Below are 26,054 nucleotides of genomic sequence, written 5' to 3' on the forward strand. Positions count from 1 at the left end.
CAAGGACAAAATCTAGTGAAAGAGCAAAAAAAAGTCTATGAGAAGCGTGCTCAAGGAAAAAAGCTAATAAAGAAGCAAAAAAATGTCTATGAAAAGCACAATCATGAATTGTTTGAGTAGTGAATTAGTGAATTAAAATATTGAGGTGATTATATCCTATGAAAATCATAAAAGAGTACCCAACGCTAGAAACGGAAAGAACAATTCTACGTATTTTAACGAAAGAAGATGCTAAGGAGGTATTCATGCATTTTTCAGATCCCATTGTTACAAGGTTTATGGATATTGAACCTTGTAAGGATTTAAAAGAAGCTGAAGAAATCATTCACTATCATGAGGAAGACCTAGGTTGCAGATGGGGGATAGTTGAAAGGAGTCATGGTATATTTATTGGAACAATTGGCTTCCATTATCTTAGACATAATGATGAAGAACTTATTGGAGAAATCGGCTTTGACTTATCAAAAAGTCACTGGGGAAAAGGATATATGACAGAGGTGATAAAGGAAATCATATCATTTGGATTTACAACAATGGGGCTTGATACAATTGATGCATCTGTTGAAACGAATAATCAAAAGTCTATTAAAATTCTGGAAACATTCGGGTTTAAAAGGGACGTTGAATTGAGAGACCAATTATCCTACTATTCTTTACAACGGTGGGATTATCAACCTAAATAATTGTAGGCTTGCCACTAGAATGCAGCGTGAGCTAGCTTTTTTTATATAAATGAGAGGAATTTAGGTTTGGTATTCCTTATGTAATCGTAGGACCTTTAGGATAAGAAAACGATACGAAGTAGAATTGATTCCGCTGAATAGATTATGAATGTGGTGTATAAATGAAAGAACTTCCACCGAGCTTAGCGAGTAGCGTTGCTGGATATTATTGGGAACACATTACCGTGGGCCATTCTGAGGCAATGACATTTTTATTAAAAGGCAAAGAGGATAATCTATATCTCAAAATACAACCTAAAGATTCTATAGAAAACCTATATGATGAAAAAGAAAAAATAGCGTGGTTGCGAGGGAAGCTCTTCGTACCAGAGGTTCTTTATTATGGAAACAATGGAGTAAATGAATATTTACTAGTTTCCGAACTAAAAGGATTCAACGCTTCCGATAAAAGCCACGAATGATAATTTCCGTTATTGATGCAACTTTTGGGTTCGGAGTTAAAAACATTACATAATGTAAACATCGAAAATTGCCCGTTTAATCAAAGATTAGAAGTGAAATTGAAAGAGGCAAAAAGAAGAGTTGAAAATGGACTTGTTGATGAAGATGATTTTGATGAGAATAGAAAAGGTTTGAAAGCACAGGAGCTGTATAAAGTCCTGATTTCAAGTCAACCAAAGAATGAAGATCTTGTCTTTACTCATGGGGACTTTTGCTTGCCAAATATTATTATACATAAGGAACAGATAAGCGGCTTTATCGACCTGGGGAGAGCAGGAGTTGCCGATAGATATCAAGATTTAGCGCTAGCAATCAGGAGTATTACTAGTAATTTTGGAAGGGAGCATGTTCCTTTTTTTCTTAAGGGATATGGTTTAAAAGATATAGATGAAACAAAGGTCGTTTATTATCAACTGCTGGATGAGTTTTTTTAAGCTTTCACTTTTAGCATAAAGATGAACGAAATGAAGAAACTGTCAAAAAGAAGTGAAGTTTACCGAGAATAAAAAGCACGGAAGGAGAGAAGAAGAATGATTATCTGGAAAGATGAAAGTATTACCCTATTCCGCAGCTCCCTTTATGAAACCATTTCGTCGGTTATCGTGACCAATGATTGTGTAATCGTGGTGGACCCTTGCTGGTTGCCGCATGAAATTATTGAGATAAAACAGTATGTCGAGGATGTTCGGCAAAATCGTCCTCTTTTTCTATTGTTTACTCATTCTGATTTTGATCATATTATTGGGTACGGAGCATTTCCGGAAGTAAAGGTAATCGCAAGCCAAGCTTTTGCTGATAAACCAAGTCAGGAAAAAGAGCGGATTATAGAAGAAATTAAGAGCTTTGATGATGACTACTATATCACAAGAGATTATCGCATTTCCTATCCAGAAGTCGATTTCCCAATCTTGGACAATGAACAGAGCATGCAAATTGGACAGACGAAACTAACCTTTTTTCAAGCCTCTGGCCATAATGATGACGGACTTTTTACGATCATCGAGCCTTTAGGTATTTTTATCGCAGGAGACTATTTTTCAGATATTGAGTTTCCGTATATTTATTTTAATAGCAAAGAATACGAGAAAACCATTAGCCTATTGGATGATATTCTTCCTAAGTTTAATATACAGCTTCTGGTTACGGGTCACGGCAACCCCACAAGAGATCCTGCTGAAATGAAAAACCGCCAACAAGCCTCGCTCTCCTACATAAAAAAGATGAGGGAATATGTGAAAGAAAACAATGAATCAGGTAGCCTGAGCTTAATTGAAGGCTGCAAATTTCCAAGGAATATGAAGAAGTTCCATAAACAAAACTATTCATTATTGGAAAAAGAACAATCCAGGTAAATTGCGATAAAAAACGCTGTTGATAGTAAAAATCAACAGCGTTTTGTTTGTATAGGGGTAACTAGTTTTTAAACATACCGATTGCGCCCGGATAACATCCCAAATACCATCACAATGAATGAAACGATAATGAGCGCGATAAGTGGGAAGGTCCACAAATGAGTAAGATCAAATAAATATCCTATGAAGAAGGGGCCGACAGCAGCAAGAAGATACCCTGTGGATTGAGCCATTCCGGATAACTCTGCTGCCTGGCTGCCATTCCGAGCACGAAGCCCAATATAGCTGAGGGCTAATGGGAAGCTTCCACCTAAGGCAATGCCGATTAGTATGATACTGACAATTAGGATTGGATAAGAAGTTCCTAGCAATAATCCTGTATACCCGATCACGGAGGAACAACTCAATGCAAAGGCAATCCATACTTGTGATTGAACCCGACCTGCGAATACAGGAATGAAGAAACTAGCAGGGAGTCCGACTAATTGGGAAAGAGAAAGCATCCAGCCCGCAGCCTCCATTGTCATTCCATGACTATGTAAAATTTCCGGTAACCACGAAATTGTGAAGTAAAACAAAAAAGATTGAAAGCCCATAAAGATGGCAATTTGCCATGCAAGCGGTGTTCGCCACATTGTAGTTGAACTGGGCAGCACCACTTTATTGACACCACTATTTTTTTGACTTTGTTTTAATAGAAACACCCATAATATAATGGCCACAATAGCTGGAATTCCCCAAACGACTTGCGCTCCTTTCCAGCCGAGGTTTACATCGACCGCTAGTGGGACACTAATCCCTGATGCTAAGGATGCAATCAACCCCATCGAAGTGGAATAGACACTGGTCATTAACCCAAATTTTTGTGGGAACTTACTCTTTACAACCGCTGGTAAAAGTACATTCCCAATCGCGATGCCGAGCCCTACTAAAAAAGTCCCGGTGAAAAGAAAAAAGGGTGTCGGGATTGAGCGAATGAGAATCCCAACGAATAAGGCAGATAATCCAAGAAGTAGGGTCATCTCGTTTGTTAAACGAATCGCGATTTTCGGCACAAGCGGCGACATCAAAGCGAAAACGACTAATGGCAAGCTCATCAATAAACCTGCGCTCCAGTGAGCTAGTCCTACATCTTCTTGAATCATACCAACCAAAGGGCCTAAAGAGGTAATAGCTGGTCTTAGATTAAAGGCTACAAGCACAATCCCGGCAATAAATAAGTACAGGGATGTATTTTTGGGATTGACTTTAGTATGCGATAACTCCAAAGAAGGTAACTCCTCTCCTAATGTTCAAACCTTTTAAATTATAGCGTAACAGAGGGAAAAGGAGGCTTTCACTTCCTTACGCACTGGCTGTAGTTGTATGCTTTTTTAATTTGAATTTCATGTTACCTAGTATTGTCGCAACCCATCCTCGTGGGACAAGTGTACCTGTCCCCTTGTCTCTACTTCTTTTCTTTATTATATTGATCCATTCCCTTTTTAAAAATCTCGAGGATGATGTCATGTTGGGTTTTACTTACGATGTGGTTTTTAATTTCATTTAATTCAGCGACCAAATCGGCATCGAGATGGAGGTTGACTGTTTTGCCTTTATCTTTTGGGGTAATTTCGATTGTATTGTTTTTTTCCTTAACTTGACCATGAACAAGCATTTCCTCAGTAAACATATCTTTCTCTGGTATGAAAATTCGCTCGCCTTCAAAGTAAATCTCAGTTAAGTCTTCCTTAAAGGAGATATCGATAGGGTTATCAGCATCTCGATTTGCTTGTCTAATTTTTCGAGCGGTCTCCTGATTTGGCACGTTGTTATTGAGCCTAATTTTCGCTTTCATCTCTATTCACATCCCCAGTAGCCAAAGTTATCTTTCTCTCATTTATTTCTTTAATAATGTCAAACGTGCCTTCGATTTGAATTGTATAAAGAAACTCACCTTTATTTAGGTGGTAGTCAACCACAATGCCAATCGTGTGACTATCGTCTGGATTCATGATCAAAACACGATCAAGTATTTCAAATTCAGGCAATAAAAATCCTTTTTCATATAAGAAGGTAAACGCTTGTACCTTAGGATAGACGAAGCGTTTCTTTCCTTGTTTTGATTGAAGTGCCCAAAATTTTTCTTTTTCGTCAATAACTTCTCCCAAATAGCCCTCATCGGCCCACCTTTTTATCGTAGACATATTCACTTTTTTACCGATTTTTCTATAAATAAGATCAACAATTTCCTTGGACGAAACAAATTTCTTTCGTTCTTTTTCTTGTTCATCTAATGCGCTTAGTTCTTCTCGTAATTGATTGAGTTCTTCTTGGTAAGCCTTTATTTTTTCTTCAATTGTTTTTATGTTGGCTTCTAACGCAGTCCTTTTCAACCTTGTTCACTTCTTCCCCTAATAATCTTTCCGAAAATTGTATCTACCCTTATTTTACAATAAATAAATGAAAAAAATAATTTTTTTGATATCAATTTTAATTTAATGTGAACTTTAATTTTCTACAAAAAAAATCTAGATATATATTCAGATGTTTGGGTATCAAAAATAACTAATCATTATTTGATTTAATATAAAGTATAATATAAATGCAATCAATAGTATTGACAACTAGTTATTGATATCATACTATTATTTTAAGAATATTAAGATAAAGGGAAACCGCAAAGTACGTACTAAACGGGAAAGCAATGGAGGGATTCCACAAATGAAGGTTTCAGAAAAAATAAAAAACTTAAAAAACCTTATCGGTGAAAACTGGACACCATCGTCGACTGGCCAAACGTTTGTAGTGACAAATCCAGCTGATAGAAGAATGGAACTTGGAATTTGCCAGCAGTCAAATGAGCAAGATGTTTTGGAGGCTGTTGAAGAAGCGAAGAAGGCATTGAAAACGTGGAAAAAAGAAGCGGCGCCAGAACGTGGACAATATATTCTTCGTGCTGCAGCTTATATTGAAGAGCGGGTAGATGAGTTTATTAAACAATTAATCTTAGAAGTTGGGAAATCCTATGCTGATGCAAAGGCGGAAGTCATCAGAACGATTCGAGCGATGAGGTACTTAGCGGGGGAAGCTGAGCGATTAACTGGGGAGACGATTCCTTCTTGGGATAAAGAAGTCATTGGTTATACAAAGCGAGAAGCCATTGGGGTCGTCGGAATTATTACTCCTTGGAATGTTCCGCTAGCGATCGCAGCTTGGAAAATTGCCACAGCTCTTTCATGTGGATGTACGGTCATTTTCAAGCCCTCCAGCCAAACTCCAATTGTCAGTTCCTGGTTAGTGGAGGCATACAGGGAAACAGGGTTACCAGCTGGTGTGATTAATTTTGTTACTGGACCAGGGTCGTCAGTAGGGAATGCCATTGCCAACCACCCAGATATAAAAGCCATCTCTTTTACCGGTTCAAATGGCGTTGGAGTAGCAATCAATCAACTCGTTGCAAAGCGGGGAGCGCGTTTCCAAGCAGAAATGGGTGGGAAAAACCCATTTGTCGTGTTAGAAGATGCGGATTTGGATTTGGCAACGGATCACGCAATTGCAGGGGGATTTGGTGAAAGTGGCCAACGCTGTACCGCCACAAGTCGGATTATTGTTCTAAAGTCGATTGCGGAGGAATTTATCGCTTTGCTCAAACAGAAAGTGGAGAACCTGAACGTTGGCAATCCAATTGAAGAAGGAACACAAATGGGTCCAGTGATTGACCAAGGTTCGATGGAAACGATTCTGAACTATATTGAGATTGCTAAAAAAGAAAACGGAGTATTGGTAACAGGAGGAAAACGATTGACAGAAGGCGATTATGCTTATGGTAATTTCGTCGCTCCAACGCTTTTTAGAAATATCACTCCTGATATGACGATCGCTCAAGAAGAAATTTTTGGACCGGTTATCAGTTTGATGATTGCGGAGGATTTTGAACAAGCCATGGAATGGGCGAATAACGTTGAGTATGGGCTTTCTTCAACGATTTACACAAATGATTTGGAAAAATCAATGCAGTTTATCAACAATATTGAAGCTGGATTTACCCATGTGAATATGCCTTCTACCTATAGCGAGCCACAATTCCCATTTGGTGGCATTAAAGGGACAGGAATAGGTGGATATCGGGAAGTGGGAAGTACAGCGATTGATTTTTATACAGAATACAAAACGGTTTATATCAAGCCGCAAGGAAAACAGTAAGGAGGGGATTGTATGCATTTAAACCGTGTAAAAAATAAGAAGATATCCTTAGATGATTTAAGAGTGAATTTTAGCGAAATTGAACCTGCTTTAACTCAGAAAGAAGCAATGGATGAAGCCAACCGCTGTCTTTACTGTTATGACGCACCCTGTATTAAAGCCTGCCCAACAGATATTAACATTCCATCTTTTATTAAGAAAATTGCCTCTGGAAATCTGAAGGGATCAGCAAAAGTCATCATGGAGGCGAACCCTGTCGGAGCTAGCTGTGCGCGCGTTTGCCCAACTGAAGAGTTATGTGAAGGGGCATGTGTCCTAAATGATGCCTCACTTCCAATCATGATTGGAAATCTACAACGACATGCGACCAACTGGGCGATTCAAAACAACCAGCAGTTATTCAAAGCGGGTGATGCAAAGGGCAAATCAGTTGCGATTATTGGTGGGGGTCCTGCAGGTTTATCTGCGGCTCGTGAATTGGCTCGCATTGGATATGAAGTAACCATCTACGAAGCAAAAGAAAAAGCTGGTGGCTTGGATACCTATGGGATTGTTTCCTTCCGTTTGCCTCAAGAAGTTTCTTTGTGGGAAGTCGAACAAGTTGAAAATCTTGGTGTTACCATTCATACAAATACGATGGTTGGAAGGGATGTCAAGGTAGAGGAGATTCTCACGAACTATGATGCTGTGATTCTAGCAATCGGGATGTCAAAAGTGCCGATGCTAGGCATCGAAGGGGAAGAGGCAGAAGGCGTATATGATGCGATTGATTTCGTCGAAAACACGAAAACTCCTCCGCTCGACCATCAGTTTATCGGAAAGAAAATCGTCATCATTGGAGCCGGAAATACAGCCATTGATGCGGCCACGTGTTCTGTACGCCTTGGAGCTGGAGATGTGAAGATGGTCTATCGTAGAACAGAAGCGGAAATGACCGCTTATGAATTTGAATATGAATTTGCCAAGCAAGACGGCGTGGAATTCCGCTGGCTGACACAACCAACGAAAATTGTGACAGATGAACATGGCAAAGTGAAAGCGTTAGAGTGCGTACGGATGGAACTTGGTGAGCCGGATGAATCAGGACGCCGCCGCCCTGTCGAAGTACCAGATTCAGAGTTTACGATGGAAGTAGACGCTGTAATCAAAGCGATTGGCCAAAGTCGTTATGTATCTTTAATTGAGGAACTTGGTTTAGATCATAATCGAGGCATCGTAAAAATTAATCAAGAAACACATGAGACATCGAATCCAAAGGTGTACGCTGCAGGCGATGTGATCTTTGGGGATGGGCAGGGGGATGCAATGGTAGTAACTGCCGCTCAACAAGGGAAGTTAACGGCACATGCCATTCATCAAAAATTCATTTCAGCAGATCATATGGCAGTTGAAAATGCATAAGTCAATTTTAAAATAGGCAGGAGGAATTTGAATGGCAGATTTACGTGTAAACTTTGCCGGCATTAAAGCGCCGAATCCATTTTGGTTGGCTTCAGCTCCACCAACCAACTCAGGCTACCAAGTGCAAAGAGCCTTTGAAGCAGGCTGGGGCGGAGCAGTATGGAAAACACTAGGAGACCCCATTTTGAATGTATCCTCTCGTTTTGCAGGAACGAGTTATAACGGACAGCGCGTAGCTGGTTTTAACAATATTGAGTTAATTACTGACCGCCCACTAGAGGTCAATTTAAAAGAAATCTATGAAACGAAAAAGAGATTTCCCAATCATGCGGTGATTGCTTCGCTAATGGTCGAGCCAAATCAAAAGGCTTGGCATGAAATTGTCAAAAGGGTTCAGGATGTTGGGGTTGATGGGTTTGAATTAAACTTTGGTTGTCCTCACGGCATGGCTGAGCGTGGCATGGGCGCAGCTTCTGGTCAGGTACCTGAATTAGTAGAGAAACAAACGTATTGGGCAAAGGAAGTGGCTGAGGTACCAGTCATCGTTAAGCTCACACCGAATATTACCGACATTACCGCAACCGCTTATGCAGCGGTCCAAGGTGGGGCGGATGCTATAAGTATGATTAATACCATTAATAGTTTAGCCGGAGTTGACCTCGATTCTTGGAACACGATTCCTAACGTTGCCGGCAAAGGGGCACATGGTGGGTATTGTGGTCCCGCTGTAAAACCAATTGCCTTAAACATGGTTGCTGAATGTGCCCGTCACCCTGAGATTAACCTCCCGATTTCAGGAATGGGAGGAGTTTCGGACTGGAAGGACGCGGTTGAATTTATGCTTATGGGTGCTGGCAGCATTCAGGTTTGTACCGCAGCGATGCATCATGGCTTTAGCATTGTCGAGGATATGATTGATGGATTGAACAATTATCTTGATGACAAAGGGATTGTAGACTTAGATGGAATCATTGGGAAATCTGTTGAGAAGTATTCAGACTGGGGCAACCTTGATTTAAATTACAAAGTTGTTGCCCGCATTAATAATGACACCTGTATCAACTGTAACAAGTGTCATATTGCCTGTGAAGATACTTCCCATCAATGTATCGATATGCTTACGGACGATTCTGGTGAGGCGATTCTACGCGTCCGTGAAGAGGATTGCGTCGGATGTAACTTATGTTCGATTGTCTGTCCGGTTGATGGGGCGATTGATATGATCGAAATTCCTAACGGTGAACCGATGACATGGAATGAACGCCAAGCGGCTATTAAACTTACGGTCTGACAACATAAAAAACCTAGTTAAACAGAAGGAGGAGATTAATAGATGAAAAAATTAATCAAAAACGGAGTAGTTGTGACAGCAGCCGATCAATATGAAGCAGATGTCCTAATTGAAGATGGAAAAATTGCAGCCATTGGAAAGAATTTTTCCGAAAATGTAGATGAAATTATTGATGCAAAAGGAGCGTATTTATTCCCTGGTGGAATTGACCCACATACCCATTTGGAAATGCCATTTGGTGGAACCGTTACAGCGGATGATTTTGAAACAGGGACCATCGCTGCAGCTTACGGTGGAACAACAACTGTGATTGACTTCTGTTTAACCGATAAAGGGGTGCCATTAAAGAATTCAATTCAAAAATGGCATGATAAATCCAAAGATAAAGCCGTCATTGATTACGGTTTCCATTTAATGGTGAGTGAGGTCAATGAAAATGTTTTAAATGAACTTCCAACCATTATTGAAGAAGATGGAATTACCTCTTTTAAAGTCTTCATGGCCTATAAAAACCAATTCATGGCGGACGATGAAACGTTGTTCCGTACCCTTTTAACAGCGAAAGAACATGGCGCTCTTGTTATGGTTCATGCTGAAAATGGCGATGTTGTGGATTTCCTCGTTAAAAAGGCACTAGCGGAAGGCAATACGGACCCCATTTATCATGCGTTAACAAGACCTCCTGAAGCAGAAGGAGAAGCGACTGGAAGAGCGGCAGCATTAACGGGGTTAGCGGATTCCCAGTTGTATGTGGTTCACGTTTCCTGTGCGGACGCCGTTGAAAAAATTGAAGCGGCTCGTAAAAAGGGCCTGCATGTGTATGGAGAAACTTGCCCACAGTATCTTGTACTTGATCAATCTTATCTAGAGAAACCAAACTTTGAAGGTGCTAAGTACGTGTGGTCTCCACCTCTTCGTGAAAAGTGGAACCAAGACGTATTATGGAACGCACTGAAGAGCGGTCAGCTTCAGACATTGGGTTCTGATCAATGTTCGTTTAATTTTAAAGGACAAAAAGATCTAGGGAAAGGTGATTTCTCTAAGATTCCAAATGGTGGTCCAATTATCGAAGACCGTTTCAGTTTATTCTTCTCTGAAGGGGTGAAAAAGGGCCGCATCTCGATCAATCAATTTGTTGATATTGTCTCTACACGTATTGCCAAATTGTTTGGGTTGTTCCCACAAAAAGGAACCATCGCGGTTGGCAGTGATGCTGATATCGTCATCTTTGATCCAAATGCAGAAAGAACCATTAGTGCTGATACGCATCATATGAACGTCGACTACAATGCGTTTGAAGGAATGAAAGTAACCGGAGAACCAATTTCAGTTTTATCACGCGGCGAGTTTGTTATTCGCGATAAAGCATTTGTTGGGAATCCTGGAAGTGGTCAGTATTTAAAGCGCAAACGCTTTGAGAGAGCAACCGCCGCTACAGCTCAAAAGGTATTACAATAGCATGATTCAAACCAAATAGTAGGCTACTAGTTTTTTCGAGAGTAGCCTAGAGGATAAAAGGAAGGAGCTTTCCTTCCTTTTATTCAGCATCATGACTTTCGTTCGATACTTTAGTTTTTAAAGGAGTGATGTCATGAAGAAAAAGAGTCAATATTTAAAGTCTCCAGATCTACTGCCTATTGCCCATAGGGAAAGGAGCATTGGGACATTTGGCTTCTCGATGATGTGGGTTGGAATGGCTGTTGTGTTGGCTGCCTTTGCACTCGGGGGAACGGGAGTACAATCAATCTCGTTAACATGGGTTTTACTTGCGTCCCTTGTCGGCTGCTTTATTATTGGCGTGTTTATGGTCTTAATTGGCGATATTGGGATTGAACATGGCATTTCCTTTCCGATTTACTTGCGTGCTCCATTTGGAACTATTGGAACCCATATCCCATCCTTGTTACGAGGATTGGCCGCCTCGATTTGGTTTGGGATTAATTCTTATTTCGGTGCAGCCGCCATCAATGGAATTTTAAATGTGTTAACTGGTTTTGATAACTGGTTCGTTTGCTTTTTAATTTTTGTTGTTGTTCAGGTAATCAATACCTCGATTGGAATCAAAGCATTGGAAAAATTTGCAGACTTAGCAGCGCCAATTCTTATCCTCATTTCCATTTGGATGTACTTTGCTCTTGTCGATCAAGCAAGCGCATCTGATCGAAATGTTTGGACGTGGGTAGAAAGCCCCGTCACAGGAGCAGCTTTGTTTACAGCATTTATGACGGTTTTGGTTGGAAACATGGGATATTGGTCGACACTTGCTGCTGATTTTTCAACACTTTCACGTTTTATTAAAGCGCCTAAATATGAAAGAAACTGGTTTAGACGAAATAAAAGCACCTTGGTTGCGACACTCATTGCCTTGCCTTTAACCCAAACAGCAATGGTCTTGATTGGAGGTTTAGGGTATATTGCTCTTGGCAATTATGATCCAATTGCGGCGATGCAATCGACTGCAAGCGGTATCGTATTAGCCATCTTACTCTTAATGATTGTCTTTGCCCAATGGTCCACAAATACAACTGCGAACCTCGTGCCAGCTGGGACGATTTTTTCAAACGTTGGCGGGCCGAAAATCCCCTTTTATATTGGGGTTTCGTTAGCAGGGATCATTGCAATTGTCACTCAACCATGGCAGTTATTTGCGTATTTGCTGCCATTTCTAAATGTATGCGGGGGGCTTTTGTCAGGAATAGTCGGCATTATCTTTGCAGATTATTATGTAGTCCGCAAGCGTCGGGTCAATGTGCCAGATTTGTATGAATTGGACGGCCAATATAAATATCATAGGGGAATCAATTGGGCTGGGATGATTTCCTGGGTAATCAGTGGAATACTAGCGATTATCTTATCAACCTACTCTTTCTTTGTAGGATTCTTGGTTGGAGCAGTTTGTTATTATGTATTAACGAAATATTGGTGGTTTAAGAAATACAAACAGGCAGAATTGCTTAATCCTAGCGATGAGGAGTATTTGGGGATTACCGTTGGGCGTGATTGGGTGATTGAAACAGAAGAATCAACCGAAACAATCGATCGACCATTGGAAACCGGCACGGCTAGGGTTTGAGTTATCAGAAGATTATAAATATATGGTAGGTGTGTACACCTAGTTGTTAGTGCCAAATGAATAGCCCCAGGTTTAATAACTAGGCTGTTTTCGCAAAGATTGTTGCTTTTGAGTATTATTTAAAAATTATAGTGTCTGGAGCGCAATGGATCGAACTAATTTTCACGTATTACTGCATGAAATAACAACTAAGTATGCTAAAACAGCCAATAAATAAAACAAAACACGGAGGTAGTAACATGTCATCTTACAAAGAATTTTTAGAAGAAAAAGAGAAAATTGATCGGTTGCTTCAAAAGGATTATGTAATTACCAAGGTACATGAAAATTTAAGTGGTGCCTTTGTAGAATTCACATACACGAAAAACCAAGAAGACAAGGTTGAACTTCAAATTTTAACAGCAGATGCTAGAAAATATTTTTCTTCTATTATAATAGCGAATCAGAAGAAAAGTGCTGTTGGGTAAGGAACTTAGTTTTAGTTAAAAAATGTGAAGCCAGAAAGTATAGTCAGGAGGGAAAAGCATGCAAGTTCAAACAGAAAATCAGAGTTTAATTGAAAAGGATAAAGAGCATTTATGGCATTCAATGAGCCGGTTTAACCCAAATGGCAATCCAACGATTGCGGTTAAAGGGGAAGGCTCCTGGTTTAGTGATATGGACGGGAATCGTTATTTAGATGGGGTTTCAGGTCTGTGGTGTCTAAACCTAGGGCATGGCCGTAAAGAGATTGCTCAAGCGGCATATGAACAAATGTTAGACCTTTCATATTTTCCACTTACTCTAAGTCATGTACCAGCAATTGAACTTTCTTCAAAGTTAAGTCAATTATTAAAAGGATCGTATACCACCTATTTTTCAAATAGTGGCTCTGAAGCGAATGAGGTAGCGTTTAAGATTGCTAGGCAATACCATGTACAAAATGGCAATCCTGGTAAATATAAATTTATCTCAAGGTATCGTGCGTATCATGGTTCTACTCTGGGTGCTTTGAGCGCAACTGCTCAGGCTAATCGAAAAGACAAATATGGTCCAAGTGCCTCTGGTTTCCTTCATGTCCCACCACCATATAGCTATCGCAATACGTTTGAGGATGATTTGGCAGCTGCCGAGTATATAAAAGAAGTAATTAATTGGGAAGGATCAGACACGGTAGCCGGTGTGATTCTAGAGCCAATTATTTCAGGTGGGGGTGTATTGATTCCATCGAAGGAGTATGTAACAAGAGTCGCAGAAATCTGTAAAGAGAATGATGTTCTGTTAATTGTTGATGAGGTAGTTTCGGGGTTTGGTAGAACTGGGGAAATGTTTGGGTTCATGCATTCGGAAGGGGTGCAACCAGATATTGTCACAATGGCGAAAGGATTAACCTCCGGCTATATGCCATTGGGCGCAACCGCTGTTCAATCTTATATTTATGAAAAGTTTAAAGAGACCGGAGACAAGCAGCATTTCCGTCATGTATCCACTTTTGGTGGACATCCAGCCGCTTGTGCCGTTGCCTTGAAAAATATTGAAATCATTGAAAACGAAAAAATTGTTGAGCGAGTCTCTGAGCTAGGTGGTTCCATTTTAGGTGAGCTGCGAAATCTAGAAAATCTTGATTGCGTTGGTGAAGTTCGTGGAATTGGCTTTCTTTATGGAATTGAACTAGTTGCAAATAAGGAAACGAAAGAACCTGCTACAGAAGAGGTATCAGGGAAAATCATTGCAGCATGCAAAGAGCAAGGACTCATCATTGGTCGAAATGGCGACACCATTCCAGGCTATCAAAATGTGTTAATTCTTGCTCCACCTTTATCTTCAACTGTAGAGGATTTACGTTTCCTTGTAGACACGGTAAGTGCGGTAATAAAGGAACAAGACCGGAAGTAAACTCTTCTAAAAGTTGAATTGATTAAGGACAGGCGAATAGCCTGTTCTTGTTTTTTCTTAGACAGGAGATAGAAAGAAAGGTCACGACTCTTTTTTTAGGAGGTTAATATTAAAGACAAAATCGATTTCGATGTTTTCCACTTGCGTAGCTTGGTCGTACAGAACATAATAAATAAGCTCATCATTTAGATGATAAATAATTCCGTCATAGGAATGATGGCAGAGGTATTCTTGAATCACTTGCCCAATCTTTCTAGAGGTTTCGATGCTATGTTCAACGGTATCTGTAGATTCCTTAATTAAACTAGTGTTTTGATCCAACTTCCAGTTTAATGCTTCTGACCTTAATCGGGTTTCGCTATATTTATAGTTAAGAATAAACGGATGTATCAGGTGGATTTTTTGTTTAAGAATAACCGCTTGTTCATCATTTTCTACCTCTGCGTGGCAAAAGGCATACTTTGCAGCAAGCTCTTGGTCGTTGACAAGATAAAGTCCCTGTCCGAAAGATGAGCGAGCTGCTACTCCATTCAGAAAGTCCCTAGACTCTGTACGGTCATATCTTTGGTTTTTTACAACTTCTTGCGCCTCATGAAAGCTAACTCCTCGATAGGCGGTTCTCATCATTCAACAACATCCTCCTTATTTGCACATAAAAGTTGGTGTTACTGTAATAAAGTAATTTCCAAAGTATAATTCCAACCTGTTTGAAAGCGCATACATATTCTTGGGTTTCAACATAGATTTTAGACTAATAGAAAGGTGAAATTGGCTGAAGCTTGTTATTTTTATGTATCACTTAATAAGCTTCATTTGTTTCTAGCATAGCAAGGAACGATTGTTTTAACCATCAGTATGTTAGGTAATACGACAATGTTTTTTTTTGGAGAAAAAAAAAGAAGCCTTCTTTTTCTATAATAAACAAAAAGATTCAGAATTTATAGTCTTTTTTTAATAAAAAATGTACTAAACACCAAATAATCCCTCAAGAAACCACCTTGAGGGAATCAATAGGGGGGTGTTAAGTACTCACATAGCACAACAGATATTGCCTGCTAAAATTTTTTGGAGACCACTTGTTACAGGTAGTTTTATAGTGTCACAGTATTTAAAGCTTTGTGTACGGGTACATATTCCAAGCCCAAATCATCTGCGACGGCTTTATAGGTAATCGTTCCGCCAACAGTATTGACTCCGAGCTCCAGCGCCTTATTCTCAGCTATTGCTCGTTTAAACCCTTTGTTGGCAATTTGGAGCGCATAGGGAACGGTCACATTCGTTAAGGCTAAGGTAGATGTCCGTGGAACAGCGCCTGGCATATTCGCAACTGCGTAGTGAACAACGCCAAATTTGTCATAGGTAGGACAATCATGAGTAGTGATTGTATCTACCGTTTCGAAAATTCCTCCCTGATCGATGGCGACATCGACGATGACTGAGCCAGGAGACATCGTTCTAACCATGTCCTCAGTAACCAATTTTGGCGCTTTTGCTCCGGGTATCAAAACAGCTCCAATGACTAGATCTGAATTTTTAACTGCCTCGGCAATGTTTAATGGATTAGACATTAATGTTTGAATGCTTGAACCAAAGATATCATCAAGTTGGCGAAGACGTTCGGCACTCAAATCAATAATGGTCACATTCGCTCCAAGGCCAATTGCGATTTTAGCAGCATTGGTTCCAACCACTCCACCGCCAATAATGGTCACTTTCCCCCGCGAAACACCTGGGACACCACTTAAAAGGATCCCTTTTCCACCCTTTGGCTTCTCAAGGAATTGCGCACCAATCTGGGCAGCCATGCGACCAGCAACTTCACTCATTGGAGTAAGGAGGGGAAGGGTGCGATTCTCGGCGACAGTTTCATAGGCAACAGCGGTCATCCCACTTTTTATTAGTGCATCAGCTAATTCCGGTTCAGCGGCCAAATGTAAGTAAGTGAAAAGAATCGTATCAGAACGAAAATGATGGTACTCTGATTGAATCGGTTCTTTTACTTTCATAATCATATCAGCTTTAGACCAAACATCTTCTGCTTTTTGAACGATTTGAGCACCAGCTTTGATATAATCCTCATCGGTAAACCCGCTGCCAATTCCAGCGTTCTGTTCAATGACTACTTGGTGGTCTGATTTCAAGAAAGTGGCTACTCCCGCAGGGGTAAGGGCAACCCTATTTTCATTGTTTTTGATTTCCTTAGGTATACCAATTAACATTTTCAGTTCCTCCTTAATAATAACGAATGGTAAGGACCCATCCTCCTCACAAGAAGCTGGAGGAATTGTTTTTAGACGTGTTGCGACAGGTAATAAAAGGTGTATTTGTTAGCATTATACTCACTATGATTTTATTATATCTTATTAATATTTGCAATGTTAACATAAAATCATTTTATTATCATACAAAATTAAATATTTAAAGGTGCAATCATAAAATTATAAAATCAATGTAAGTTGCGTAAAAAACCGGAGATCCTGGAGGTGGATTTCCGGAAATTTTCGTATTTCACTCCTATTTCATTCCTATTTGGATAAAAGAGAGAGGACGGTTTCTAATACGACATTCACGCCTTTTTCACAGTCTTCCCAGCTCGTTAATTCCTCCTCACAATGGCTTTTTCCATTGACACTAGGAATAAAAATCATAGCGGATGGAATATAGCTTTGAAGAAATTGGGCATCATGTCCTGCACCACTCACCATTCTCTTATAGGAATAGCCTAGAGTTTTTGTCGCTTGTTCAACAGCGTTAACTACTTCTTCGTCAAACCAAACAGTATCGCGCCCCCATAGCTTTGTTGCTTTAATCTCGCACCCTTCATGATTAGGAGATTGAGTTAAACTATGAACAATTTCTTCTACTTTTTGAATGGTAGCTGGATTTTTGTGTCTTGCTTCCAAAGTGAACACGACTTTATTCGGAATCACAGTATGAATACTAGGGTAGACGTTCAATCTTCCCATAGTATAAACCAAATCGTTATCTAGCTTCTGTAATTTTGCACGAGCTTCGGTAATTAAATTGTTTGTTGCAAAAAGGGCATCTTTTCTCATCGACATTGGTGTTGTACCAGCATGGTCGGACTCCCCAGTTACTTCGATTTCATAGCAACACATTCCAAGTACACATTCAACAACACCAATATTCACATTTTCATGCTCTAGGATTGGTCCTTGTTCAATATGAATTTCCACAAAAGCACTAGCTTCTCTTAAGCGGTTGGCTTCATCGCCTTCGTAACCGATGGATTTTAACGCTTCACCGAATTTAATTCCATCTTTATCTGTGCTCTGCAACATTTTCTCTTTATCGAATTTGCCTGATAACACCCCAGATGCCATCATCGATGGTTCAAAACGTGCGCCTTCTTCATTCGTAATATTGGCAATCGTAATCGGAACCTTTGGCTTGATCTTATGGTCTACTAGTGAACGTATCACTTCTAGCCCTGCAAGTACTCCAAATACGCCATCAAACCGGCCCCCTTTTTTTACGGAATCAAGATGGGATCCAATGACAATTGGTGGCTTATCTTCTATTCCTTCTAATGTAGCGTACATATTCCCCATGTCGTCTACTTTTACCTCTAAACCCAGGCTCTCACAGCAGGAACGAAAATAGTTTCGAGCTAATCGATCTTCTTCAGATAAAGAAAGCCGTGTAACTCCATTCTTTTCCGTCCGTCCAAAATCAGCAAATTCTTCAAGAGTAAGCTTCAATCTTTCGCCATTAATTAAGACCTTCTGCTTTTGCATAATTGCACACTCCTTTTTTATATTTAGTTTTTTATATGCATTAATAACATATAAAATAAAATATTAATTTAATAATAACATAAAATATTTTATATTTCTTTAACTTTTCAGAATTTTTGTTGAAACCTTGCAGTCGGAGAACAGGCAGATGGGGATGATTATTTTTATCAAAATGAAGAATTCCTTAAGTGGGGACTTGTAAATATTAAAAAATAAATCAATTTTAAAAATTAATTGAATAAAGTGATTTAATATAATATTATTAAAGCAATCTATTAAAAATGAATTCCAACAATGATATCTTTAAATTCTGAGGGGATATACGGTTTTGCTCACGAAAAGTGAAGTCCTAGAGTGGCACTCAGCCCAGCTCAATTAACTACCTTTATAGAGGGCCTAAAACAAGGGTTTTTTGAAAATACAAAGGAAGGAAGGAGTGAAAAACTCGATGAGGGTGACGATTAAACGGACCGAAAAAGATGGCAAAATTACGCTATAAGAAAGCGGTTCTTTTGCGATTGTAACGATTAACCGTCCAGATTTAAAGAATGCATTAACCAACAGAATGTGGGAAGACCTAGCAGACATAGGAAGGCGGATTCCTAAAAATCCAAAAAACAAAGTGGTGATTTTACGGGGAAGTAAAAACCGTTTTACCTCGGGATCGGATATTAAGCAATTTAACGAACTTTCTATGCAAGAAGCGAACCTGGCCTTCAACAAAATGGAAGAAGCTATATCTACATTTGAAAAGATCCCATTGCCTACGATTGGTAGCATCAATGGACCTGCGATGGGGGCGGGCTTTGAACTAGCCTTGGCATGTGACATCCGGATTGGGACGTCTAATACTTTAATGGGAATTCCTGTCGAAAGACTCGGAATTACCTTGAATCAAGTTTTCGTCAAAAAGATTGCTGATTATATTGGCAAAAGTCAGACGATGGATCTTGTTTATACCGATCGCTTACTAAAACCAAAAGAATGCTATGACTTAGGTTTCTTAAATTACCTTTTGGAAGAAGACGAAGATATCAATTCATTCACCATTCAAATCGGAAAGATCATCATGGAACAGTCTCCAGCCTCTGTCTTGGCTGTTAAAAGGTCTGTATCCTTTAACAACCCAACCATCTCAATTCCATGGGAAACTGGTGTAAGTTCAAGTCTGGATCCGATTGACTTCACTGAAGGAGTTCGTTCATTTGTGGAAAAAAGAAAACCAAATTTTCTGAGGAGATGATTCGAATGCAACCATTAACAGGAATAAAGGTCATTGACTTAACCCGAATTTTAAGTGGGCCCTATTGCACGATGACGCTAGCCGACCTTGGTGCAGAAGTAATAAAAATTGAAACACCAAACGGGGACGATACCCGACAATGGGGTCCACCCTTTATTCAAGATGAAAGTGCCTACTTTTTAAGCGTCAATCGAAATAAAAAAAGCATGATTTTGAACTTAAAAGAAGAGCAAGGGAAAGAGGTCTTTTTCAAACTGATTCAGGATGCAGACGTTGTCGTCGAAAACTTCCGACCAGGAACCTTAAAAAGGCTGGGCATTGACTATGAGGTGTTAAAGGAACACAACAAAGGCATTATTCTTGCGTCGATATCAGGCTTTGGTCAAACTGGATCCTATGCGCAAAAGCCTGGGTATGATATTTTAGCACAAGGGATGGGTGGGTTAATGTCTGTTACGGGTGAGCCAGGACGCCGACCTGTCAAAGCAGGCTTCTCCATAGCCGATGTCGGTACGGGAATGTGGGCTGCATTTGGCATTCTTGTCGCTTTACATGAACGGCACCGTTCCGGGGAAGGGCAGTGGATTGATACGTCCTTGTTAGATACGGTGGTTTCATGGCAAACCTACTTAGCAGGTAATTATTTTGCTTCCGGAATTAACCCGCAACCATTAGGGGATGCACATCCGAATATCGTTCCTTATCAAGGATTTGAAGCTTCAGATGGTCATTTTATTGTTGCGGTAGGCAATGATCATCTATGGAAGAAATTTGTAGACGTTGTTGGACTTCGAAGCTTGGATGATCCTAAGTATGCGACCAATCCACAGCGTGTTGAACAACGTGAAGAGATCATTTCACTTTTAGATGAAGTCTTTCAGACTAAAACAGTGGATGAGTGGCTTACTTTATTTGAACTGGGGAAAATTCCGTGTGGACCAATCAATTCTATGTCAGATATCTTAAATGATTCCCATCTGCTTGAGCGGGAGATGGTCGTAGAAAAAGATCATCCTACACTTGGTAGCATCAAAATGCTCGGGATCCCTGTAAAATTTTCACGAACGCCTGGAGAAATTAAAACCGTTCCGCCACAATTGGGGGAGAACACCACGGAAATTCTCCGTCACTTAGGATATAGTGAGGAAGAAATAAACGATTTAAGTGATTTAAATATTACTGCTTCAGAGAGTGCAAAGGTATAAGAAATTTAGAGAGAAGGTTATGTATTAAGATGATTGAAAATTCTAATATTAGTAAAATGGTAAAGGGGATAGGGTTAAAAGACATCGTTTGTATTCGATTTCTTTTAACCCTCTTTTTTTCCTGAGGCGTTTTTATAAAAATTTCTGCTTTATAAGAGCGAAAACCTAGGCATACGGATTTAGGTTAAAGAACCATTTCAATTCCAGTGCTTTTTTCAAACTGAACTCTAGAAACTTGAATCGTAATTGATTCTAACTCAATCTCAACAATTGAAAGTAAGCCTTTAAAAAATGCTTGCTTGAATATCCTCCTCAATCGTTTGGACAATAGTTTGATTTTGTGGTGATATGAGGTCCATTTGAACGGTTAGTTTAGGTGTATGGATCAAACGATATTCAATATTGCTCACTTTTCCAACCAAGGGTAAATTCTTGCATGTATGCAAAACGATTTCTTTTATCACATTTTCATAAATCGAAATGGTTCCTTTTGTGAAATTAGGTTGAATAATTGTGTTTTCCCTATCAGCGTTTGTTGCTTGGAAAGAACTTTCTTGCCTTTTTGGATGAATTTTTTTAAACGGTTGGGCTCTATTTGGACATGAGGAATTGGAACGCTTGGGAGACTATGGACCTTCCCCTAGGTTTGCCCCAAACTCTGCTACTAGTTTCCAATCCTCGATAAAAAGTGGCCATAAATTAGGACGTCTCCTTACCGCTAGAGGATGATAAGCGACGGTTGTTGTGTACCCATTAACATCATGGACTTTGCCTCGTAACGATTTCACATCCATTTCTTGATTTTGAAAAAAGGATTGAACAGCAATATTTCCGAGGCAGACAATCCTTTTTGGTTGCATTGCCTGTAACTGTTGAGTGAGATGATTCATGCAGATTTGCCGGGTTTGTTCTTTCTCATATGCTCGTGTTGGTTTTCTTTTTAAAACATAGGTTACATAAAGGTCTTCCACTTGTAGCCCAACTTCGTAGGCTGCTTTTTGCAAGGTTTGTCTTGTCCCACAAACGAAGGGTTTGTTGTCACGATCCTCGCGTGCCCCAGGATTATCCAATATAATCATAATTGGCGCATTAGGGTTTCCTTCACCCCAAATCATTCGGGAACCATGCTTATAGAGGCCACATTCAGAACAATTTTTTAGATGTTCAGGTGTTGGCTCTTCTGGCCATAATGAAGCGCAAAAGTCAGACAAAGTAACTCCTCCTCAATAGAAAAATGATGTGTATACTATGCCCAATTTTCAACTGAGTTCTCGCATGTTCGTTCCTTTTTGGTATGAAAGTGTATCTTTTTTTATTCCCCAAAAATTTACAAACATTATTGTTGAGTTTTTCGTACAACGCGATTAGAATCAATAAAGTATTTAGAAAAAGTTCGAAGCTGTAAAATATAGACATCATCAGTGAGTAGGCTCTTTAACATTTAATTAAGGCGTGTATGGAGTCCAATCGAGAATGAGAAAGCAGGAAAGGATTTTGATATGAGTAAAACAATAGAAAACAGGTCAACGATTGTCGCGTTGTTGCTGGCGGGTACGTTCATTGCGATTTTGAATCAAACTTTAATGATTACCGCAATTCCACCGATTATGGAGGAAATGAACATTACCGCAAACAGTGCCCAATGGTTAACGACTATTTTTATGTTAGTCAATGGAATTATGATTCCGATTAGTGCGTTTTTATTGGAACGATTTACAACAAGGCAGTTATTTATTACAGCGATGAGTGTGTTCGCGCTTGGGACACTCGTTGCTGGAATCGCACCTAACTTCGGTGTGTTATTACTTGGTCGCGTGATTCAATCAAGTGGAGCTGGGGTTATGCTCCCACTCATGCAAACCGTGTTTTTTATGATTTTCCCAGTCCATAAGCGGGGAGCAGCAATGGGTCTAGTTGGGCTCGTGATTTCGTTCGCGCCGGCCATCGGTCCAGCGTTATCTGGATGGGTGACAGAGCATTATTCATGGAGAGTGTTATTTTATATCATTTTCCCAATTGCTCTAATTGATATCCTAATTGCTTCAAAAGTATTGAAGAATGTAACCGAAGTAAGTCGGCCAAAAGTCGATGTTCTTTCTATTATGTTGTCTTCCTTAGGTTTCGGTGGATTGCTCTATGGATTTACTAGTGCCGGAAATGCCGGATGGCTTGCGCCTGTGACACTCTTGTCACTTGCTGTGGGAGCTGTTTCACTACTAGCCTTTATTTTAAGGCAATTCCGCTTAGCTCATCCAATGCTTGAATTCCGCGTCTTTAAAGAGTCACTGTTCCCACAGGCGATTGTGATCGGGATGATTACGTTTATGGGCTTAATTGGCGTTGAAACCATCATCCCATTATTTATGCAAAATATGCGAGAATTCACCGCTTTTGAAGCCGGGTTGGCACTATTACCGGGTGCATTGATTACCGGTTTATTATCTCCGATAACGGGTCGAGTTTTTGATAAAATCGGTGCCAGATGGCTCGTTATTACAGGGTTAACCATCATGACAGTGGCTTCCTATCTGTACACGAATCTTGGACCAACCACTTCCTTTACTTATATCACTGTGATCTATTCGTTAAGGATGTTTGGAATGTCCATGGTAATGATGCCTGTCTCAACGGCAGCGTTAAACAGATTGCCAAAACATTTAATTGCTCATGGAGCAGCCATGGACAATACATTAAAGATGGTGGCAGCTTCGGTTGGAACGGCTGTTTTGGTAACGGTGATGACGACAACTGCTTCGACTGTTGAAGCGAGTCCGGCAATCCCGTACCCTGACATACACGGTGCCAATATTGCCTTAATGGTGGTAACTGGACTGTCGGCAATTGCATTGCTTCTCTCGTTTACAATTAAAGACCGTAAGTCAAAGACTGCTGGTGAGCGTCAATTGAATGAAGTGAAAGAGCAATAATCAATAAACATGAAAAGGAGTGCTAGGTTTCTTCTAGAAATATAGGAGACTCGCACTCTTTTTCTTTTTAAACGGACTCTGATGTTTTTTAGATAAAAGACAAAAGGTTTGAGCCAATGGTATACTTCAATTAAAGTGAAATGAACTTGAAAACATAGGTTGACACTTTAAAACTAGCTATATGCTCTTGGATGTTTGCAAACTTTTATGAAAACATCCTTTTAGGATGAATTTACTGTATCTTTGGAACTTTCTTTGAATTACTCATAGATAGGGGTGCTTATAGTCCATGGATTTTTGATGTTAGGTGAGTGGTGCAGTACTAGCGGATTTTGGAAAATTGTTAAAGGAGTGTCTTAGATGAATAAAGTTTTCTCCCCATTAAACATAAGTATTCTCGTTGTGATTGGAGCATTTGGTTTCTCGTTTACTTCATTTGCGGAGAATACCAACACCATTTTCTTTAGCCTGATCGTAATGTTTCTCGTCTTATTTATTCATGAACTTGGCCATGTTATCGGAGCTAAGCTTGCACATTATGAGTTTGTCTTTATGACGGTAGGACCAATCACCATTGAAAAAAGTCCCAATTTGAAAATTGTACCCAATCATAATTGGTTAACCTTCGGAGGTGTGGCTAGTTGTGTGCCAGGAAAGGGGGAGTTAGCCGGTTTGGTGAAACGTCACCAGCTCTTTGTTGCGGGCGGTCCGATTATGACCCTTCTCTTCTTTTTAGTAGGACTCATTATTTGGCTCTTGTCCGATCATTCCCTAGCTTTTATGTTTATGATATTAAATGCAGCCATTTTCTTTGCAACGGCGATTCCGTTTCAAGGGACCTTTAAGTCTGACGGTGCTGTGTTTCTCTTTTTACGAAAAGGTGGGAAGGAAGCAGAAACATTTTTGGCAGAACTTTTATTATTGAAGGAAATGATGTCGCCAAAGAAACCAGCAGAGTGGGATAAAAAGTTATTAGATGAGGTAAGAGGAGCAGAAGCTTCGCCTGCTAAAGCAATTATTGCCTGTTATTTATTTTATTATGATTTGATTACAACCAATTTTACTGCAGCATCGAGTGGGGTAGAGTCCTTTAAAGAGATTCCCCTTACAAATAAAAACAAAATCAATCTTCAATTGATTACCCATATTCGCCAAATTGACGAGCTTTTTTCCGGAGAGCCTGATATCCAAAAGATGAAAGAACTACATAAGAGCATGACAAAAATGGAGCCAATAAGTTATACACGAAGTGAAGCGATTCTGAAATACCTGCAAAATGAACCTGAAAAGGCATTGCAATTGCTGGAAGAAGTTTTAGGAAAATGTGAAAAGGGGATTGAGGGGTACGGCTTTTTTGAGGCAGAACGGAAGCTAACACAGCTTGTTATTCAGTATCTCAGTACACATGGAGATGGGTCATTTGCATCCTAAAGCCTTCACCAGGCATTATTGAGTATAGGTGAATCACCTTTACGTTTACATAGAATGATAAAGCAAGAGGAAGTGATGGTGATGATCACTTCCTTTCTACATATTTGTCTGAAAATATAAAAATATCCTATCAACAATCTTTTTCACTTGATATACTAATAGTAAAATCGACCCAAATAAGTTTAACGATAAAGAGAGGATTTCCGGCGATGAGAACGATATTGATAGTGGACGATCAGCCAGAAATTACAGAGCTATTAAAGCTTTATTTAGAAAAAGAAGGCTATCGAGTATTGGAAGCACATGATGGGATGGATGCCTTCATGTTGATTTCAACCGAGAAAATTGATTTAATGCTCGTGGATTTAATGATGCCAGTTCTTGACGGCTATCAGCTTATTAAAAAGGTCAGGGAAACTAGACAAATCCCGATTATTATTATTTCAGCCAAAAATGAAGATAATGATAAGATACTAGGTCTAGGTTTAGGGGCCGATGATTTTATTCAAAAACCCTTTAATCCACTTGAAGTTGTCGCAAGAGTTCAAGCCTTGTTGAGACGTAGTTACAATTATTCAAGTGAAGAAACCGGTACATCGCAAGAATCCAAGACTCGTAAAAAAACAGTGGGAGACCTGACTCTAGATGAAGCGACTTTTTCCATCATCCGAAAAGATGACGTCATCCAACTCACAAAAATAGAATATAAGATTCTAGAATTGTTGATGGCATCTCCTGGAAGAGTTTATACGAAACAACAAATCTTTGAAAATGTATGGAATGATTATTACATGGGTGGCGAAGAAGACAATACCATCAATGTTCATATTTCTAAAATCAGAGAAAAGATTGAAGAACTTCCAAAAAAGCCAGTGTATCTCAAAACCGTCAGAGGTTTAGGTTATAAATTCGAGAAAAAGAGCACATAAATTTAGGTCAGGCCTTCCCAAAAGGTCTATTTTTTTATAAGGATTTTTTAGACTTTATTGCTTTACCTGATAAAGGTATCAATGGTTGAGCTATATTGTTCCTTATAAAATAGCGTTTTTTGCATGAAACTAAATTTTAGCTTTTAAAAACGGCGTTTGGATTTAATAAACAATATTATCAGTCTTTGAAAAATTTATGA

General features: G+C 39.6%; 23 protein-coding genes. 16 read left to right on the forward strand and 7 right to left on the reverse strand.

The window, feature by feature from the left end; genetic code table 11:
- Positions 1-158 precede the first annotated feature (158 nt).
- From H0185_RS15325 to H0185_RS15340, 4 genes are all read left to right on the forward strand, one after another.
- Positions 159-683 carry a GNAT family N-acetyltransferase gene (locus tag H0185_RS15325; RefSeq protein ID WP_221874389.1) on the forward strand — a complete coding sequence of 175 codons (525 nt, stop codon included), beginning with the start codon at positions 159-161 and terminating at the stop codon, positions 681-683.
- Positions 684-844: 161 nt separating this feature from the next.
- The gene (locus H0185_RS15330; RefSeq protein WP_221874390.1) at positions 845-1,144 is read left to right on the forward strand and encodes a protein kinase family protein; all 300 of its coding nucleotides are present in this window, start codon (positions 845-847) and stop codon (positions 1,142-1,144) included.
- A gap of 15 nt (positions 1,145-1,159) precedes the next feature.
- Complete coding sequence (locus tag H0185_RS15335; protein WP_246629228.1) at positions 1,160-1,618, forward strand: APH(3') family aminoglycoside O-phosphotransferase; 459 nt, start codon at positions 1,160-1,162, stop codon at positions 1,616-1,618.
- A 96-nt stretch (positions 1,619-1,714) separates the two neighbouring features.
- Positions 1,715-2,536 carry an MBL fold metallo-hydrolase gene (locus tag H0185_RS15340; protein WP_221874392.1) on the forward strand — a complete coding sequence of 274 codons (822 nt, stop codon included), beginning with the start codon at positions 1,715-1,717 and terminating at the stop codon, positions 2,534-2,536.
- 68 nt (positions 2,537-2,604) lie between these two features.
- On the opposite strand, the gene H0185_RS15345 is transcribed toward H0185_RS15340, so the two are convergent.
- The 3 genes from H0185_RS15345 to H0185_RS15355 form a co-directional block, all read right to left on the reverse strand.
- On the reverse strand, positions 2,605-3,804 hold the full coding sequence (locus H0185_RS15345; protein WP_221874393.1) for a CynX/NimT family MFS transporter: 1,200 nt from the start codon (positions 3,802-3,804) through the stop codon (positions 2,605-2,607).
- A gap of 179 nt (positions 3,805-3,983) precedes the next feature.
- A complete protein-coding gene (locus H0185_RS15350) occupies positions 3,984-4,373 on the reverse strand; it encodes a hypothetical protein (protein ID WP_221874394.1) in 390 nt (129 codons plus the stop codon).
- Entirely contained in the window at positions 4,357-4,911 is a 555-nt protein-coding gene (locus H0185_RS15355) for a hypothetical protein (protein WP_221874395.1), read from the reverse strand. Before H0185_RS15355 ends, H0185_RS15350 begins: the two co-directional genes overlap by 17 nt.
- A gap of 328 nt (positions 4,912-5,239) precedes the next feature.
- On the opposite strand from H0185_RS15355, the gene H0185_RS15360 reads away from it, so the two are divergent.
- The 7 genes from H0185_RS15360 (at position 5,240) to H0185_RS15390 (ending at position 14,361) form a co-directional block, all read left to right on the forward strand.
- Entirely contained in the window at positions 5,240-6,721 is a 1,482-nt protein-coding gene (locus tag H0185_RS15360) for an aldehyde dehydrogenase family protein (RefSeq protein WP_221874396.1), read from the forward strand.
- 12 nt (positions 6,722-6,733) lie between these two features.
- Positions 6,734-8,122 carry an NAD(P)-dependent oxidoreductase gene (locus tag H0185_RS15365; protein WP_221874397.1) on the forward strand — a complete coding sequence of 463 codons (1,389 nt, stop codon included), beginning with the start codon at positions 6,734-6,736 and terminating at the stop codon, positions 8,120-8,122.
- Between the two features lie 31 nt (positions 8,123-8,153).
- Positions 8,154-9,413: an NAD-dependent dihydropyrimidine dehydrogenase subunit PreA gene (gene preA / locus H0185_RS15370; RefSeq protein ID WP_221874398.1), complete on the forward strand. Its 1,260-nt coding sequence runs from the start codon at positions 8,154-8,156 to the stop codon at positions 9,411-9,413.
- 42 nt (positions 9,414-9,455) lie between these two features.
- Complete coding sequence (gene hydA / locus H0185_RS15375; RefSeq protein WP_221874399.1) at positions 9,456-10,871, forward strand: dihydropyrimidinase; 1,416 nt, start codon at positions 9,456-9,458, stop codon at positions 10,869-10,871.
- 133 nt (positions 10,872-11,004) lie between these two features.
- Complete coding sequence (locus tag H0185_RS15380) at positions 11,005-12,486, forward strand: NCS1 family transporter (protein ID WP_221874400.1); 1,482 nt, start codon at positions 11,005-11,007, stop codon at positions 12,484-12,486.
- A gap of 239 nt (positions 12,487-12,725) precedes the next feature.
- Positions 12,726-12,953, forward strand: a complete 228-nt coding sequence (locus H0185_RS15385; protein WP_221874401.1) for a hypothetical protein — start codon at positions 12,726-12,728, stop codon at positions 12,951-12,953.
- A gap of 58 nt (positions 12,954-13,011) precedes the next feature.
- Positions 13,012-14,361 carry an aminotransferase gene (locus tag H0185_RS15390; RefSeq protein WP_221874402.1) on the forward strand — a complete coding sequence of 450 codons (1,350 nt, stop codon included), beginning with the start codon at positions 13,012-13,014 and terminating at the stop codon, positions 14,359-14,361.
- A gap of 81 nt (positions 14,362-14,442) precedes the next feature.
- On the opposite strand, the gene H0185_RS15395 is transcribed toward H0185_RS15390, so the two are convergent.
- The 3 genes from H0185_RS15395 to H0185_RS15405 form a co-directional block, all read right to left on the reverse strand.
- Positions 14,443-14,988 carry a hypothetical protein gene (locus tag H0185_RS15395; protein WP_221874403.1) on the reverse strand — a complete coding sequence of 182 codons (546 nt, stop codon included), beginning with the start codon at positions 14,986-14,988 and terminating at the stop codon, positions 14,443-14,445.
- 464 nt (positions 14,989-15,452) lie between these two features.
- Complete coding sequence (gene ald / locus H0185_RS15400) at positions 15,453-16,580, reverse strand: alanine dehydrogenase (RefSeq protein WP_221874404.1); 1,128 nt, start codon at positions 16,578-16,580, stop codon at positions 15,453-15,455.
- 306 nt (positions 16,581-16,886) lie between these two features.
- Complete coding sequence (locus tag H0185_RS15405; RefSeq protein WP_221874405.1) at positions 16,887-18,119, reverse strand: Zn-dependent hydrolase; 1,233 nt, start codon at positions 18,117-18,119, stop codon at positions 16,887-16,889.
- A gap of 517 nt (positions 18,120-18,636) precedes the next feature.
- Between H0185_RS15405 and H0185_RS15410 the strand changes: the two genes are divergently transcribed.
- Together H0185_RS15410 and H0185_RS15415 are read left to right on the forward strand one after the other, a co-directional pair.
- Complete coding sequence (locus H0185_RS15410; RefSeq protein ID WP_343223161.1) at positions 18,637-19,362, forward strand: enoyl-CoA hydratase/isomerase family protein; 726 nt, start codon at positions 18,637-18,639, stop codon at positions 19,360-19,362.
- A 5-nt stretch (positions 19,363-19,367) separates the two neighbouring features.
- Complete coding sequence (locus H0185_RS15415; RefSeq protein ID WP_221874406.1) at positions 19,368-20,567, forward strand: CaiB/BaiF CoA transferase family protein; 1,200 nt, start codon at positions 19,368-19,370, stop codon at positions 20,565-20,567.
- A gap of 626 nt (positions 20,568-21,193) precedes the next feature.
- Here H0185_RS15415 and H0185_RS15420 read toward each other — a convergent pair.
- Entirely contained in the window at positions 21,194-21,778 is a 585-nt protein-coding gene (locus H0185_RS15420; protein ID WP_221874407.1) for a uracil-DNA glycosylase, read from the reverse strand.
- A gap of 288 nt (positions 21,779-22,066) precedes the next feature.
- Here H0185_RS15420 and H0185_RS15425 point away from each other — a divergent pair, with 288 nt between their 5' ends.
- The 3 genes from H0185_RS15425 (at position 22,067) to H0185_RS15435 (ending at position 25,854) form a co-directional block, all read left to right on the forward strand.
- The gene (locus H0185_RS15425) at positions 22,067-23,494 is read left to right on the forward strand and encodes a DHA2 family efflux MFS transporter permease subunit (RefSeq protein WP_221874408.1); all 1,428 of its coding nucleotides are present in this window, start codon (positions 22,067-22,069) and stop codon (positions 23,492-23,494) included.
- Between the two features lie 360 nt (positions 23,495-23,854).
- Positions 23,855-24,925, forward strand: coding sequence for a site-2 protease family protein (locus H0185_RS15430; RefSeq protein ID WP_221874409.1), 1,071 nt, complete (start codon positions 23,855-23,857; stop codon positions 24,923-24,925).
- A gap of 209 nt (positions 24,926-25,134) precedes the next feature.
- Positions 25,135-25,854: a response regulator transcription factor gene (locus H0185_RS15435; protein ID WP_221874410.1), complete on the forward strand. Its 720-nt coding sequence runs from the start codon at positions 25,135-25,137 to the stop codon at positions 25,852-25,854.
- Positions 25,855-26,054 lie beyond the last annotated feature (200 nt).

Source organism: Mesobacillus maritimus, assembly GCF_019749255.1.
Classification (GTDB): domain Bacteria; phylum Bacillota; class Bacilli; order Bacillales; family Cytobacillaceae; genus Mesobacillus_B; species Mesobacillus_B maritimus_A.